The organism is Ectothiorhodospira mobilis, assembly GCF_016584115.1.
Lineage (GTDB): Bacteria > Pseudomonadota > Gammaproteobacteria > Ectothiorhodospirales > Ectothiorhodospiraceae > Ectothiorhodospira > Ectothiorhodospira mobilis.
This window is the reverse complement of sequence record NZ_NRSK01000027.1, coordinates 1-15,160: the sequence shown is the minus strand read 5'-3', so window position 1 is coordinate 15,160 and position 15,160 is coordinate 1. Positions and strand designations below refer to the sequence as shown.

Genomic DNA, 15,160 nt, shown 5'->3' with positions numbered 1-15,160 from the left:
GGGGGCGGGATTGAAGTCCGGGGCTCCCGGAATGGCGCTTCTCAGTCGAAGACGATGGTCTTGTTGCCGTGGATGAGGACGCGGTCTTCCAGGTGGTAGCGCAGGCCCCGGGCGAGGACGGTGCGTTCCACGTCCCGGCCCAGGCGGATGAGGTCGTCCACGGTGTCGTCGTGATGCACGCGCACCACGTCCTGTTCGATGATGGGGCCTTCGTCCAGCTGGTCGGTGACGTAGTGGCAGGTGGCGCCGATGAGCTTGACGCCCCGCTCGAAGGCGCGGTGGTAGGGTTTGGCGCCGACGAAGGACGGCAGGAAGCTGTGGTGGATGTTGAGGATGCGTCCGGGATAGCGGGCGCAGACCTCGGGGGGGAGGATCTGCATGTAGCGGGCCAGGACCACGGTGTCGGCCCGGGCCTGGTCGATGAGTTCGCTGACGCGGGCGAAGGCGGCGGCCTTGTGGTCCGGGTCCACCGGGATGTGGTGATAGGGGATGCCGTGCCATTCCACGTAGGCCCGCAGGTCCTCGTGGTTGGAGAGGACGCAGGGGATCTCCGCCGGCAGCTCGCCGCTGCGCCAGCGGTAGAGCAGGTCCGTGAGGCAGTGGTCCAGGCGGCTCACCAGGGGCACCACCCGGCGCGGGGTGATGTTGTCGGTAACCTGCCAGCGCATGCCGTGGGCCTCGGCCACGGGGGCGAAGTGCTGTTGCAGGCCGTCCCGGTCGAAGGGCAGCGTGGCGGCGTCGATCTCGCAGCGCATGAAGAACCAGCCGCTGGCGGCATCGCAGTGCTGGCTGGCCTCGGTGATGGAGCCGCCGTGTTCGGCGAGAAAACCGCTCACCGCGGCGACGATCCCCACCCGGTCCGGGCAGGCGAAGGTGAGGCGGTAGCGCGGGCGTCGTTCGGTCATGGATTGTCCGGGTCCAGGACGACGATGCCGTCCTCGTCGGCGAAGAGGAGATCGCCGGGGTTGAAGCGTACACCGGCGAAGCGTACGGGGATGTCCTCCCGTCCCTCGCCGCGTTTCTGGCTCTTCAGGGGATGGGTGGCCAGGGCCTTGATGCCCAGGGGCAGCTCGGCGCAGGCGCGGGAATCGCGGATGCAGCCGTGGATCACCACCCCGGACCAGCCGTTTTTCACCGCCAGCAGGGCCAGCTGGTCCCCGAGCATGGCGCAGCGCAGGGAGCCGCCGGCGTCCACCACCAGCACGCGGCCGCGGCCGCCCCGCTCCAGCAGGGTGCGCACCAGGGAGTTGTCCTCGAAACACTTGAGGGTGACCACCTCCCCGCAGAAGGCCTTCTCGCCCCCATAGTCCCGGAAGACGGGTTCACAGATGCGGAGGTCCTCTCCCGGGTGCTCGTCGCACAGATCGGCCGTTCCCTGGAAGTTCAACCGCCGTGATGTCATGGATCGTTCTCTCCACTGATTGGAAAAAAGCGGGGCCGCACCCGCAGGATGCGGGGGCGGCCCCGGTGGTGGAAGCGGATGCGGACCGGCCTCAGCCGCTGAACTGGCCCTCCTCGGTGGAGCCCTTGAGGGCCGTCACCGAGGAGGTGCCGCCCTGGATCACCGTGGTGATGTCGTCGAAGTAACCGGCGCCCACCTCCTGCTGGTGGGAGACGAAGGTGTACCCCTTCTCGCGGGCTTCGAACTCGGGCTGCTGCACCTTCTCCACGTAATGCTTCATGCCCTCGCCGCGGGCGTAATCATAGGCCAGATCGAACATGTTGAACCACATGCTGTGGATGCCCGCCAGGGTGATGAACTGGTACTTGTAGCCCATCTCGGAGAGCTTGTCCTGGAACTCGGCGATACTGCGGTCGTCCAGGTTCTTCTTCCAGTTGAAGGACGGCGAGCAGTTGTAGGCCAGGAGCTGGCCGGGGTTCTTCTCCTGCACGGCCTGGGCGAACTCGCGGGCGAAGCCCAGATCCGGCGTGCCGGTCTCGCACCAGACCAGATCGGCATAGGGGGCATAGGCCACGCCGCGGCTGATGGCCTGTTCCAGACCGTTCTTCACGTGATAGAAGCCCTCGGCGGTGCGCTCGCCGGTGATGAAGGGCCGGTCGTTTTCATCGAAATCGGAGGTGAGCAGCGTGGCGGCCTCGGCATCGGTGCGGGCCAGCAGCAGGGTGGGCACGCCCATGACGTCAGCAGCCATGCGCGCGGCGATGAGCTTGTGCACCGCCTCCTGGGTGGGCACCAGCACCTTGCCGCCCATGTGGCCGCATTTCTTCACCGCCGCCAGCTGGTCCTCGAAGTGCACCCCGGCGGCGCCGGCGGTGATCATGTTCTTCATCAGTTCGAAGGCGTTGAGCACGCCGCCGAAACCGGCCTCGGCATCGGCCACGATGGGCAGGAAGAAGTCGATGCCCTCCGGATCCTCCGGACTGATGCCCTTGGACCACTGGATCTCGTCGGCCCGCTTGAAGGCGTTGTTGATGCGGCGCACCACGGTGGGCACGGAGTCGTAGGCGTACAGGGACTGGTCGGGGTACATGGTCTCGGAGGTATTGGCGTCCGCCGCCACCTGCCAGCCGGAGAGGTAGATGGCCTCGATGCCCGCCTTGGCCTGCTGCACGGCCTGCCCGCCGGTGAGGGCCCCCAGGCAGTTGACATAGCCCTTGCGGGCGCCGCCATGGACCCGATCCCACAGCTTCTCGGCACCGCGCCGGGCCAGGGTGTGCTCCACCTGCACGGAGCCCCGCAGACGCACCACGTCGGCGGCGGTATAGCCGCGCTTGACCCCTTTCCAGCGGGGGTTCTCGGCCCAGTCCTTTTCCAGTGCCTTGATCTGTTTTTCTCGATTCATGCCTGACCCTCTGTCACTTGAGCGAATGACCCGTCACCGGGCTTGTTGTATGCGGGGCCTGTACCGCCACCCCCGCGGGGAGGTGATGACCTGCCTGTGGCGGCGTCTTCCCTGCCCCGGCATTTGACGTAGAGCAATTCAGAGTAACGCGCACGGGAACAAATGCCAGCAAGAAATTTCAATAATAGTCATTAATTGATGCAATGCAACATAATCGGGCACCAGCGCCGGTGGACCCGGGTCCATGGGGGCCGATGAACGGTCTGCGGCAGCGCATCATCCGACGGCCTCCCCCGGCCAGGGGCGTGATACAGTGATCGGGTATCCGGCCGTAACCGCACAGCAGGTGACCAGATATGCAGGACCGTGCACGGCAGATCGCCCGTTCCATCCTCACGGGATTCGAGCGGCACTTCTCCTTCTTCCAGGAGATCACCAGCGGGGCCCGGGAGCGCTTCGAGCAGGCGGACTGGGAGGCGGTGCGGTCCGCCTCGGTGAAGCGCATCAGTTCCTACGACGAACGGGTGCAGGAGACCCAGGCCAAGGTCAGGGCCAATTTCGGCATGGAGGGGTTCGACAAGGCCCTGTGGCAGCAGGTGAAGATCGCCTACATGGAGCTGCTGCAGCACCATTCCCGCCCGGAGCTGGCGGAGACCTTCTACAACTCCGTCTTCTGCCGCCTGTTCGAGCGCAAGTACTACAACAACGACATGATCTTCGTGGAATCGGTGGCCGACCGGCAGGACCTGGCGGAGCGGTACCGGGGCTATCTCACCTTCCACACCCGGGACGGGGGCCTGGAGACCTGCATCTGGGAGATCCTCTCCGCCTTCTACTTCAACCTGCCCCACGCCGATCTGTCCCGGGACGTGGCCAACATCGCCCGTACCCTGGAACAGCGCTCCGAGTTCGGCCCCGAGGCCATGGGGGATCTGCGCATCGATATCCTGGAGTTCCCCTTCTTCCGCAACAAGGCGGCCTATCTCATCGGCCGCGTGGTGCACGGGGGACGCAGTCATCCCTTCATCGTGCCCCTGACCAACAACGAGCGCGGCGGGCTGGTGGCGGACACCCTGCTGGTGACCCGCCGTGAGGCCACGGCGGTGTTCAGCTTCGCCCGCGCCTACTTCCTGGTAAAGACCCCGGTGCCGGCGGCCACGGTGGCCTTCCTCAGCGATATCATGCCGGACAAGCCCATCGCCGAGCTGTATATGAGCATCGGCTTCCACAAGCAGGCCAAGAACGAGTTCTACCGGGACTTCCTGCACCACCTGGAGCGCAGCGACGACGCCTTCGTCGTCGCCCAGGGCACCCCCGGGCTGGTGATGCTGGTATTCACCCTGCCCTCCTACCGCTACGTGTTCAAGGTCATCAAGGACCGCTTCCCGCCGCAGAAGGAGGTGACCCACGAGCTCATCGAGCGGCGCTATCTGCAGGTGAAGATGCACGACCGCGTGGGCCGCATGGCCGATACCCTGGAGTTCTCCGAAGTGGCCTTCCCCCTGGACCGCTTCTCCCCCGAACTCCTGGAGACGCTGCAGCGGGAGGTGGCCAGCCAGGTGGAGATCGACGGCGACAACCTGGTGATCCGCCACGTCTACATCGAGAAGCGCATGCTGCCCCTGGATGTCTACCTGGAGCGGGCCAGCGAGGCCGAGGCCCGCCAGGCCCTGGATGACTGGGGACAGGCCATCAAGCAGCTCATCGGGGTGAACATCTTCCCCGGCGATCTGCTATTCAAGAACTTCGGCGTCACCAAGAGCGGCAAGGTGGTCTTCTACGACTACGACGAGATCTGCTATCTCACCGAATGCCGGTTCCGCAGGATCCCCGAGCCCGCCTTCCCCGAGGACGAGCTCAGCTCCGAGGCCTGGTACTCGGCGGGGCCCAACGAGATCTTTCCGGAGGAGTTTGTCACCTTCCTCAGCACCGACCCGAAGGTGCGCCGGACCCTGAAGGAGCTGCACCCGGAGCTGTTCGACTACCGCTACTGGCAGCGGCGGCAGGAGGAGGTGCGCCGGGGCATCCATGGGGATGTCTTCCCCTACCCCCAGTCCCTGCGCTTCGAGTATCACGCTCCGGAAACGCCCCAAGCCCTTGAGCAGACCGTTACCGGCACCCGAGATGCTTGCGAAGCCAAAGGTTGAGCTTGCCCTCGACTTCCTGGATCCGCACTTCACTGAGAGGCCCGGCGTTCCCATGGGGGTCGCTGGGGGCACCAGGCACCCGCTTGGCTCTGTCCGTGCCGAGCTGGGGCTCGGCGTTCCCGGGAGGCGGGCTGGGTTCTGACGTGTCCATGGGGCGCTGGGAGCGCCAAGCCCTAGCTTGGCTCTATTCATGCCGAGCTGGGGCTCGGCGTTCCCGGGGGGTGGGTTGGGTCCGGCGTTCCCGCATGCCGATTCGGGTCCCATTCACGGCACATCGGGTCACAAGGCGGCGAAGCGCTCCAGGCCGGCGCCTCCCAGCCCATGGCGTGCACAGCCTGGCGGCAACCTCGAAAAACGGCCTCCACTGGGGCATCATGACTGCAGGCCTGTGGACGGGCTTCACCCGCGTCACACAACCCTTGTCTTTGGAAGGGCCCTGACGTCCTGCTGTAGGAGCTGGGAGACCCATGCCCCCAGTGGCATTTCCCCCTGAACAACACCAGGCCATCCAGGCATTGGCACGGCGCCATGGCTGGTGTCTGGTGATCCTGTTCGGTTCCACCGCACGGGAAGGGGCCGGACGCGATATCGATCTGGCCGTACTACCGAAGAACGTGCCGGATTTCATGACCCAGGCCCGCTGGCTGCGGCAGTTGGAAGAGATCCTGCCCGGGCCGGTGGATCTGCTGGTACTGCACGATGGCACGGGCCCGTTGATCCGGTATCACGTGTTCCGGGATGGATTGTGCCTGCATGAGGAAGAACCCGGCCGCTTCGACCGGGAGCAGGACCGGGCCTTTTTCCTGTACGCCGACTCGGTTCAATTCCAGAAACACGCCGAGGAGCCGCTCTATCCATGACCCCGGACCGCGTGGAGATCATCCAGCGCAAGCTCAGGATGTTGAGGCAATTCCTCACCGACCTGGAGTCCTATTCCACACTGGATACCCAGGGCCGGCGCAGGGAACATTACGCGGTGGAACGCCTGCTGCAACTCCTTTGTGAGTCGTCAGCGGATCTTGGCCTGCAGCTATTACGCCTGGAGGGGCACCCGCTGGCCTCCAGCTACCGGGAGGTCTTCGCTGTGCTGCGGGACCGTCTGGACCTGCCGGAGGACCTGGCCAGCGCCCTGATGGACGCCTGCGCCATGCGCAATCTCCTCACCCATCTCTATGATTCCATCGATCTGGATCGGGTGATCGGGACCATCGAGCCTGCCCTGGAGGTGTACGGGCGTTTCGAACGTTGGGTCCGCTCCAGGGTCGCCTGAGGACCGCTGCCTTGGGTTTCACAAGGCGGCGAAGCGCTCCAGGCCGGCCGCCTCCCGGCCCATGGCGCGGGCCAGCCAGGGGGGCGGCGTGCCCCGGAGCACGCCCTGGAGTTCCTGCAGCATTTCCCGGGCCTCGATGCCCCCGGGGCGCTTGATGGGATGGACGCCGGCGCGGATCACCCGTGCGGCGGCGGGACCGCCGATGCTCTCCACATACAGCAGGTGACAGTCATTGATGAGCCCGGCGCGGGCGGCATTGCGCTCCGGGGCCTTGTCCAGTTGCGCGGTGGGACGGATATCCACCAGCAGGGCGGTCTCCCCCGAGACCTGATAGATCAGAAACCGCACGCAGGATCCGAAATGGCCGTCCACCCGCTCGCCGCTGTTGGAGGCCAGGGCCACGCGCAGGGACCCCGGCAGATCCCCCTCGCTGTAGGGGGCCAGCGGCGGCAGGGGCGGTTCCACCTCCCGCTCGCCGTGCAGATAGCGCAGGGCCATATACAGCCCCCGTTCGTCCCATTGCGGACCCTCCGCGTCCGCCGGGCGGGTGCGTTCCAGGCCTTCCTTCAGGTGTTCGCCGCTGAGGCCCTCCAGGGCCTTCACGGTGATGGGCGCGCCGAGGCGGGAGATGAGGATCTCCACGAGCCGGGCAAGTTCGATGCCGGGGAGGACCCGGCGGGCCAGGGCGATGCGCAGGGCGCATTCACGGTCGAGCATCTCGGTGGACATGGGGGTCTCCGGTCAGGATGGGGTCGTGGGCGGATGTCAGCCGGCCTGGAGGCGGCGGGCGCGCAGGGTGATAGGCAGGCGCGGGGCCTCGTCCATGGGTTCGAGGAAGTAGCGGGATCCATCCGCCAGGGTGACCTCGCCGCCCCAGCGGCCGGGGCCTTCGTGCTCCAGGGAGACGATGGCCTCCTCCAGGTCCTTCTTGGGGACGTAGAGGGATAGATCGCCGCTGGCGGTACGGTTGATCATGACGCTGGGCATGGGGACGTGCTCCTGCAGGGTCTTGGGTGGAACCCCGGGGGCCTGTGGCCCCCGGGGCGCGCTGCACCGGGCCGGCCTCAGCGCACCAGGTCGTAGTTGTAGTCGGTGACGCCCATCTCCATGGTCTCGTCGTCCAGCCGCTCCAGCACCGCGTTCACCAGGGTGGTGAGGATGTACATGCCGCCCTCGTAGCCCAGGGTGGTCATGCGGTGCAGGTGGTGGCGGTCGAAGATGGGGAAGCCCATGCGCACCAGCGGCACCTGGAACTCCCGGCCCTTGGTGAAGGTATCGCGCTCGATGAACTTGCCGTAGGAGTTGCCGATCATGAAGTCGGGCTTGTCGGTGAACACCAGGGAGCGCAGGTGCCAGAGATCGCGGTTGATGTGCACCTCCGCCCCGGCGCCGTAGGGGCTCTCGGACAGGATCTGCTCCATGGCCTTCTTCCAGCGCTTGTTGGCGTGGTGCACCAGGATGTGCCGGGGCTCGGCCCCCAGTTCCAGGAGGAACTTGCTCATGCCCATGACAAAATCCGCATCCCCCCACAGGGCGTACTTCTTGCCGTGCAGCCAGGTGTGGGAGTCGGTCATCATGTCCACCAGGCGGCCGCGTTCCCGCTCCAGGGACTCAGGGATGGGCCGGCCCGTGATCTCGGAGACCTTCATGAGGAAGGCATCGGTCCACTCCAGACCCATGGGGATGTTCACCCTGGGTACCTCGTGCTTCCAGGTGCCCTGGATGAACTTGCGGGTCTTGTCCAGCTGCCAGGGCTGAAGCAGGAGGGTGTCCCGGGCGTTGGGGGCGTCCTGGATCTCGGCCCGGGAGGTGCCGCCGGCGTACATGCGGTACTCGCCGTCGGCGGGGGTGTCCAGCACCTCCGCGGGGTCGCACAGCAGGGTGTGGTCCACCCCCATCTCTTCCATCATGCGGTGCATGACGCGGTAGTTGCCCAGGTAGGTCTCGAAGCCGGGCACCAGGTTGAGCTTGCCGTTGCTGCCCGGTTCCTTGCCCTCCATGTGGTTGAGGGTGAAGTAGCGCATGGTCCCCTCGAACATGTTGTCCCAGCCCGTGACGTGACTGCCCACGAAGGACGGGGTATGGGCATAGGGCGTGGGGAAATCCTCGGGGATGGCCCCCTCCTTCTTGGCATTGCCCACAAAGGCGTTGAGGTCGTCGCCGATGACCTCGGCCATGCAGGTGGTGGAGATGGCGATCATCTCCGGCTGGTACAGGGCCCTGGCGTTCTCCAGCCCCTCGGTCATGTTCTTGTGGCCGCCAAAGACCGCCGAGTCCTCGGTCATGGAGTCGGAGACGCAGGCCACCGGCTCGCGGAAGTGGCGATTGAAGTAGGTGCGAAAGTAGGCGACGCAGCCCTGGGAGCCGTGCACATAGGGCAGGGTCTTCTCAAAACCCAGGGAGCAGAGCACGGCCCCCAGGGGCTGGCAGGCCTTGGCGGGGTCCACCGTCAGGGCCTCGCGCTGGAAGTTGAGGTCCTTGTATTCCTCCGTGGTGGTCCAGTCGAAGACCTCGCGGATCTTCTCGGGGCTGGGGGCCTCCTCGGAGACGGCCCGCTTGCGGGCCAGCATCTGCTGGTAGTCCTCCTCCTGGAAGAGGGGGTAGCAGGGCTTGATCTGTTCGGGGTTCTGGCTCATGGTCTTTTCTCCTGCCGCGCCACTCATCCGTGGACCGACGGCCTTGGAAAACAGGATGGGTTCGCGGCGCCGGGGACGGCGCCGCGGGGATCGTTCACGCCGCCCTGGCGCCGGTGGCCGCGCCCTTCCACGGGGCCTTCATCTGGTCCCAGCAGGGGTTGTTGAGGGTCATGTCCATGTCCCGGGCAAAGATGGCGAAGCCGTCGTAGCCGTGGTAGGGACCGGAGTAGTCCCAGGAGTGCATCTGGCGGAAGGGGATGCCCATCTTCTGGAAGATGTACTTCTCCTTGATGCCCGAGCCCACCAGGTCCGGGCGCACCCGCTGAACGAACTGCTCCAGCTCATACCCGGTGATGTCGTCGAACAGCAGGGTGGCGTCGCCCATATCCTTGATGGTGCGGTCGTAGTCGTCGTTGTGGGCGAACTCGTAGCCGGCCCCCACCACCTCCATGCCCAGATCCTCGTAGGCACCGATGACGTGCCGCGGGCGCAGGCCGCCCACATAGAGCATCACCCTGCGGCCCTCCAGGCGCGGGCGGTACTTCTCGATGACCGCGTCCATCTCCGCCTGGTACCTGGCAATGACCCGCTCGGCCCCCTCCTGGATCCTGTCGTCGAACAGGGCGGCGATCTTGCGCAGGCTCTCGGCGATCTTGGTGGGGCCGAAGAAGTTGTATTCCATCCAGGGGATGCCGTACTTCTCCTCCATGTGCCGGGCCAGGTAGTTCATGGAGCGGTAGCAGTGGAGCAGGTTCACCCGGGCCTTGGGGGCCAGCTCCAGTTCAGATAGGGTGCCGTCCCCGGACCACTGGGCCACCACCCGCAGGCCCATCTCCTCCAGCAGGATGCGCGAGGCCCAGGCGTCGCCGCCGATGTTGTAGTCGCCGGTGAGGGCCACGTCGTAGGGGGTGGACTCGAAGCGGTCGTCCCCGTCCCGGCGCGGCAGGACCCAGTCGCGGATGGCGTCGTTGGCGATGTGGTGCCCCAGGGACTGGGACACCCCGCGAAAGCCCTCGCAGCGCAGGGGCACCACGGGCTTGTCCAGCTCCTTGCCCTTCTTTTTGGAGACGGACTCGATGTCATCGCCGATGAGCCCCACGGGGCATTCCGACTGGATGGTGATGCCCTTGTTCAGGGGGAACAGGGTCTCGATCTCGTCGATGAGCTTCTCCAGTTTCTTGTCACCGCCAAAGACGATGTCCTTCTCCTGGAAATCCGAGGTGAAGTTCATGGTGCCGAAGGTGTTCACCCCGGTGTGACCGGTGTAGTAATTGCGCCGGCCGGCCCGGGAGTACTGGCCGCAGCCCACGGGGCCGTGGGAGATATGCACCACGTCCTTGACCGGGCCCCAGACCACACCCTTGGAGCCGGCGTAGGCACAGCCGCGGATGGTCATCACGCCGGGCTGGGACTTGCGGTTGGAGACGATGCACTTCTTGGCGCTCTCCGCCGAGGGGTCGTTGACCGCCAGGTGCTTGGCCCGGTCCTTGCGGGCCTTCTCCGGGTAGACCTCCAGCACCTCCTGGATGAGGGCCTCGGCCTCTTCACGTTTCATTGCGCACATTGCAGGATGCTCCTCTGCTCGCCGCCACTTCGCCGTGGACGGGCGTCAGGTGGGATGGGCGACGCCGGACCTTCCGCCGCCGGGATCAGGCCGAGGCCCCCGCCTCTTCCTCGGCGGTCTTGCCGACGATGCTCTCGTCCTCCACGTCCAGGATGCCGAATTCCATGAGCAGGTCCTCCAGCTCGTCCATGGTGCAGGGGGTGGGGACGACGAAGTGCTGGTTGTCGATCACCTTCTGGGCCAGGGCGCGGTATTCGTCCGCCTGCTTGGCCTTGGGGTCGTACTCGATCACCGTCATGCGGCGGATCTCGGCCCGCTGCACCACGTTGTCCCGGGGCACGAAATGGATCATGGTGGTGCCGAGTTTTTCCGCCAGGGCGATGATGAGTTCGTCCTCGCGGTCGGTGTTGCGGCTGTTGCAGATCAGCCCCGCCAGGCGCACACCGCCGGAACTGGCATACTTGACGATGCCCTTGGCGATGTTATTGGCGGCGAACATGGCCATCATCTCGCCGGAGACGACGATGTAGATCTCCTGGGCCTTGTTCTCGCGGATGGGCATGGCAAATCCGCCGCAGACCACGTCCCCCAGGACGTCATAGAAGACAAAATCCAGGTCCTCCTCGTAGGCGCCCTCCTCTTCCAGGAAGTTGATGGCGGTGATGACGCCGCGGCCGGCGCAGCCGACCCCCGGCTCGGGGCCACCGGACTCGACGCACTTGACGTCGCCGTAGCCGGTGCGCATCACGTCCTCCAGCTCCAGGTCCTCGACGCTGCCGGCGTCGGCGGCCATCTGCATGATGGTCTGCTGGGCCTTGGCGTGCAGGATCAGGCGGGTGGAGTCGGCCTTGGGATCGCAGCCGACGATCATGACCTTCTTGCCGGCCTCCGCCAGGGCGGCGACCAGGTTCTGGGTGGTGGTGGACTTGCCGATGCCACCTTTGCCATAGATGGCGCATTGACGTGTGGGCATGGTATGGATCTCCTCTGACGCGGGTCAGGATGGGTTCACCAGGGGGGATTGCAACCCCCGTGCCATGCCGAAAGAAACCTTCAATACTTTGTTTTTATTGAATAAAAAAACCTTACCCCGAAGGAATCGAGGCGTTGCATACTCGACAAAGCCCCCGAGGCTGTGTGGATAACGACACCGGCCCCACCCTGCCCCCCGGGGCACGCCTGCCCATCAACCGCTGCAATCTGCCGGCGCTGATCCTGGGCAGCCTCACCTACCAGCGGCATCCGGCCCCCCTGGTGCTGGACGGGCTGGCGGACCTGCACCGGGACCTGTGGCGGCATCTGGATACCCTGGACGATCCCGCCCTGCGGGCGGAGGACTTCATGGCCTGGATGCGGGGCCACTTCTGCCTGGATGATCCGGTGGCCTGCGGCCTGACGGGGCCCGGGGGGCGGGAGAAGGCGGACTACCGGCGGCTGGTGCGGGGCTGGGGGTTTGATCCGGACGGGCGCGAGGCGGCGATGATCAAGGGCTGGGTGGAATCCCGTTTCGGGCTGGTGACCCGCTTCCACCGGGGGCCCCTGCAGGATGCCGATGGCGAGGCCCAGGCCCGCTTCCTGCACGAGCGCACCACCGGGCTGTACAACACCAATGCCCTGGAGGCCCAGCTGGACCTGCTCTACGGCTTCTGCCAGTACGAACTGGCCCGGCGCCATCCCGGGCGGACCCATCTCACCCTCCACCGGGGGGTCAACCGCCTGGAGGACCATGAGGTGCTCTCCCGGCCGGCGCGGGACCGGGCCGTGCTGCTGCTCAACAACGTGAACGCCTTCAGCCGCGTGCGCGAGCGGGCCGATGAATTCGGGGACTACATCCTCACGGCCCGTATCCCCGTGGCCAAGGTGTGCTGCTTCCAGGACCTGCTCCCGGGTCTGCTGCGCGGCGAGGGGGAGCACCTGGTGCTGGGCGGGGTCTGTGAGGTGACCGTCACCACCCTGTGACGCCCCGGGATCCGCCTACCGGCCCCGGGGGCGCCGGCCGCCATAGACAAAGGCGGCGGCGCAGGCCCCCTCGGGGGAGACCATGCAGGCCCCCAGGGGTGTGTCCGGTGTGCAGGCCCGGCCGAAGAGGCGGCAATCGCGGGGGGCCTTCTGCCCGCGCAGGATGGCGCCGCACTCACAGGCCCCGTGGCCGGGATCCGGGGGCGGTGGCTCCGCTGGGGGATGGCGCTGCTCCGCATCCAGGTCCCGGAACGCAGGGGCGATGGCCAGGGCGCTTGCGGGCAGATCCCCCAGGCCGCGCCAGGTAAAGCCGGGACGCAGGCAGAAGACCCGATCCATGAGGGCCCGGGCGCGGGGATTGCCGTCGGCGGCCACGACCCGGGCGTAGGCGTTCTCCACCTGGTGGCGGCCGGCGTTGATCTGGCGCAGCAGCTGCAGGATCCCCTGGAGCAGATCCACCGGCTCAAAGCCGCAGACCACCACCGGCCGGCCCAGCTCCCGGGCCACGGGGATAAAGGCCCCGGGGCCGGTGATGGCCGCCACATGGCCGGGGCCGATGACCCCGTCCACCGCCGCCCCGTCCGCCAGCACCGCCCTCATGGCCGGCGGCGTGAGCATGTGGTTGCAGCACACCGAGAAGTTCTCCAGCCCCGCCTCCCGCGCCTGGAGCAGGGCCACGGCGGTGGCCGGCGCGGTGGTCTCGAAGCCGATGGCGAAGAAGACCACCGGGCGGTCGGGATGGCGGCGGGCGCAGGCCACCGCCTCCGGTGCGGCGTAGACGGGGCGCACGTCCCCGCCCCGGGCGCGGGCCTTTTGCAGGCTGTCGCCCCGGACCCCGGGCAGGCGCAGGGTGTCGCCGTAGGCACACAGGATCAGACCGGGGACCCGGGTCAGGGCGATGGCCCGGTCCACCCGCTCTGGCGGCAGGACGCAGGCGGGACAGCCGGGCCCGTGCACCAGGCGCACCCCCGGGGGCAGCAGGTCCGCCAGGCCGTGGCGGGCGATGGCATGGGTGTGGCCGCCACAGAATTCCATGAGGCGGTAGGCCCGGCCCGGACGGGCCTCACGGGCGATGGCCGTGATCAGGGCACGTACCGCCGCGGCATCGCGATAGGGGGCGGTGGCGTTCACGGCGTCTCCGCCGTCCACAGCCCCCACACCACCACCAGGCGGTCGCCGGCATGGATCAGGGGGATGCGTTCCCGTTCCCAGGGGGGGACGCCCTGTGCCTGCAGCAGCTTCTTCAGTACACGGGTGCGCCCCCCCAGGCGCAGCCGCTCCCCCCCCCGGCGCAGGCGCACCGTCACCGGTGCCGGCAGTGCGGCGGGGTCCAGGCCGTGGCGGCGCATCACCCCCTCACGGGTCAGGGTCACGCCGGTGCCGGGCACCGCCAGGGGGGTGTGGCCGTCCCAGGGCAGGCACCACCCCGGCGGCGGGGACGGAAGCGGCGCCATGGCATAAAGGGCATCGCGGTAACGCCGTACCTCGGCCCCGGGCCAGGCCACCCGCACGGCGGCCTCGGGGGCGGCCACCAGGGCCTGTTGCAGCAGGGTCTCCAGACGCGCCCGGCCGGGCAGGGGCAGCCCCTTTTCCTGCAGCCAGCCCCGCAGGGCGTTGCGCTGGCGGGGACGGCGCAGCCGGGCCAGGGCGGCCACCGACAGGGTGCCGGGGGTCTCCCCCCGCAGGGTCTCCAGGTCCTCCCGCGCCCGCTCCGCCAAAAGGTCCTGGGCCTCGGCCTGCAGGGCCGCCGCCCGGGCCAGGGTGGCGTCCACGGCGGGCCAGCGCGCCCGCAGCAGGGGCAGGATCTCATGGCGCAGGCGGTTGCGGTCCAGGGCGGGGTCTTGGTTGCTCTCATCCTCCACCCAGTCCAGGCCGTGGGCCCGGGCATGGGCCTCCAGCTGCGGGCGGTCCACCTCCAACAGCGGGCGGCCGTGCCAGCCGGGGCCCAGGGGCTGCCAGAGGGGCATGGCCGCCAGCCCGGCGGGACCGGCCCCGCGCAGGAGTTGCAGCAGCAGGGTCTCCGCCTGGTCGCGGCGGTGATGGGCGGTGAGCAGGCCGTCCCCCGGCTGCATGAATCCGGCCAGGGCATCGTAGCGGGCGCGGCGGGCCGCCGCCTCGGGGCTCTCCCCGCGGCCGGGGGCGGCGTCCACCCGCAGGCAATGAAACGGGATCTGCAGACGACGGCACAGGGACCCGCAGGCCCCGGCCCAGTCCTCCGCCCGGGGGCTCAGGCCATGGTGCACATGCACCGCGATCAGGGGGAGATCCCGTGCCAGGCCGGCCAGGGCATGCAGCAGGACCACCGAATCCAGGCCGCCGCTGAGGCCCACCAGGTGGCGGCGGGCGGGGGGCAGGCGATCCAGGGCCCGGGACAGGGGTCCGGGCACATCCGTCCCGCTGACGGGGGCGTGGCTCATGCCCGCCCCCCGGGCGGGATCACACCTGCCCGTACTTGAGGATGCGCTGGTAACGGGCCTCCACCAGCGCGTCGAGATCCTTGCATTGCAGTCCGTCCAGGGTCTCCACCAGCTGGTTCTTCAGGGTGTGGGCCATGGCCGCGGGGTCGCGGTGGGCGCCCCCCAGGGGCTCGTCGATGACGCGGTCGATCAGACCCAGTTCCTTCAGGCGGGTGGAGGTGATGCCCATGGCCTCGGCGGCCTCCGGGGCCTTCTCCGCGCTCTTCCAGAGGATGGAGGCGCAGCCCTCGGGGGAGATGACCGCGTAGGTGCTGTAGCGCAGCATCTGCACCTGGTCCCCCACCCCCACCGCCAGGGCCCCGC

General features: G+C 67.8%; 14 protein-coding genes and 1 pseudogene. 4 read left to right on the top strand and 11 right to left on the bottom strand.

Features of this window, described 5'->3' with window-relative positions; all coding sequences use genetic code 11:
* Window positions 1–41: 41 nt before the first annotated feature.
* From purU to aceA, 3 genes are all read right to left on the bottom strand, one after another.
* Window positions 42–905 carry a formyltetrahydrofolate deformylase gene (gene purU, locus CKO33_RS10520; protein ID WP_200182199.1) on the bottom strand — a complete coding sequence of 288 codons (864 nt, stop codon included), beginning with the start codon at window positions 903–905 and terminating at the stop codon, window positions 42–44.
* The gene (rraA, locus tag CKO33_RS10515; protein WP_200182198.1) at window positions 902–1,402 is read right to left on the bottom strand and encodes a ribonuclease E activity regulator RraA; all 501 of its coding nucleotides are present in this window, start codon (window positions 1,400–1,402) and stop codon (window positions 902–904) included. The genes purU and rraA overlap by 4 nt, the downstream gene beginning before the upstream one ends.
* 91 nt (window positions 1,403–1,493) lie before the next feature.
* Window positions 1,494–2,804 (bottom strand): isocitrate lyase, encoded by a 1,311-nt coding sequence (gene aceA, locus CKO33_RS10510; protein WP_200182197.1) that lies wholly within the window; start codon window positions 2,802–2,804, stop codon window positions 1,494–1,496.
* A 356-nt stretch (window positions 2,805–3,160) separates the two neighbouring features.
* Between aceA and aceK the strand changes: the two genes are divergently transcribed.
* From aceK to hepT, 3 genes are all read left to right on the top strand, one after another.
* The gene (aceK, locus tag CKO33_RS10505; protein ID WP_200182196.1) at window positions 3,161–4,951 is read left to right on the top strand and encodes a bifunctional isocitrate dehydrogenase kinase/phosphatase; all 1,791 of its coding nucleotides are present in this window, start codon (window positions 3,161–3,163) and stop codon (window positions 4,949–4,951) included.
* Between the two features lie 467 nt (window positions 4,952–5,418).
* Window positions 5,419–5,811: a nucleotidyltransferase family protein gene (locus CKO33_RS10500; RefSeq protein WP_200182195.1), complete on the top strand. Its 393-nt coding sequence runs from the start codon at window positions 5,419–5,421 to the stop codon at window positions 5,809–5,811.
* Complete coding sequence (gene hepT, locus CKO33_RS10495) at window positions 5,808–6,221, top strand: type VII toxin-antitoxin system HepT family RNase toxin (protein ID WP_200182194.1); 414 nt, start codon at window positions 5,808–5,810, stop codon at window positions 6,219–6,221. Before CKO33_RS10500 ends, hepT begins: the two co-directional genes overlap by 4 nt.
* A gap of 18 nt (window positions 6,222–6,239) precedes the next feature.
* Here the strand turns inward: hepT and CKO33_RS10490 are convergent, their stop codons facing one another.
* From CKO33_RS10490 to nifH, 5 genes are all read right to left on the bottom strand, one after another.
* Window positions 6,240–6,950: a dinitrogenase iron-molybdenum cofactor biosynthesis protein gene (locus CKO33_RS10490; protein WP_200182193.1), complete on the bottom strand. Its 711-nt coding sequence runs from the start codon at window positions 6,948–6,950 to the stop codon at window positions 6,240–6,242.
* A 36-nt stretch (window positions 6,951–6,986) separates the two neighbouring features.
* Window positions 6,987–7,208, bottom strand: coding sequence for a putative nitrogen fixation protein NifT (gene nifT, locus CKO33_RS10485; RefSeq protein WP_200182192.1), 222 nt, complete (start codon window positions 7,206–7,208; stop codon window positions 6,987–6,989).
* Window positions 7,209–7,285: 77 nt separating this feature from the next.
* Window positions 7,286–8,857 carry a nitrogenase molybdenum-iron protein subunit beta gene (nifK, locus tag CKO33_RS10480; protein WP_200182191.1) on the bottom strand — a complete coding sequence of 524 codons (1,572 nt, stop codon included), beginning with the start codon at window positions 8,855–8,857 and terminating at the stop codon, window positions 7,286–7,288.
* A gap of 94 nt (window positions 8,858–8,951) precedes the next feature.
* Window positions 8,952–10,421: a nitrogenase molybdenum-iron protein alpha chain gene (gene nifD / locus CKO33_RS10475; protein WP_200182190.1), complete on the bottom strand. Its 1,470-nt coding sequence runs from the start codon at window positions 10,419–10,421 to the stop codon at window positions 8,952–8,954.
* Window positions 10,422–10,506: 85 nt separating this feature from the next.
* Window positions 10,507–11,394, bottom strand: a complete 888-nt coding sequence (nifH, locus tag CKO33_RS10470) for a nitrogenase iron protein (protein WP_200182189.1) — start codon at window positions 11,392–11,394, stop codon at window positions 10,507–10,509.
* Between the two features lie 164 nt (window positions 11,395–11,558).
* Between nifH and CKO33_RS10465 the strand changes: the two genes are divergently transcribed.
* On the top strand, window positions 11,559–12,380 hold the full coding sequence (locus CKO33_RS10465; RefSeq protein WP_200182188.1) for an NAD(+)--dinitrogen-reductase ADP-D-ribosyltransferase: 822 nt from the start codon (window positions 11,559–11,561) through the stop codon (window positions 12,378–12,380).
* Window positions 12,381–12,395: 15 nt separating this feature from the next.
* Here the strand turns inward: CKO33_RS10465 and hypD are convergent, their stop codons facing one another.
* The 3 genes and pseudogenes from hypD to CKO33_RS10450 all read right to left on the bottom strand — a co-directional run.
* Complete coding sequence (gene hypD, locus CKO33_RS10460; RefSeq protein ID WP_200182187.1) at window positions 12,396–13,511, bottom strand: hydrogenase formation protein HypD; 1,116 nt, start codon at window positions 13,509–13,511, stop codon at window positions 12,396–12,398.
* Window positions 13,508–14,797: a tRNA lysidine(34) synthetase TilS gene (tilS, locus tag CKO33_RS10455; protein WP_200182186.1), complete on the bottom strand. Its 1,290-nt coding sequence runs from the start codon at window positions 14,795–14,797 to the stop codon at window positions 13,508–13,510. The genes hypD and tilS overlap by 4 nt, the downstream gene beginning before the upstream one ends.
* 19 nt (window positions 14,798–14,816) lie before the next feature.
* A pseudogene (locus CKO33_RS10450) lies at window positions 14,817–15,160 on the bottom strand (acetyl-CoA carboxylase carboxyl transferase subunit alpha); the annotation flags it as partial.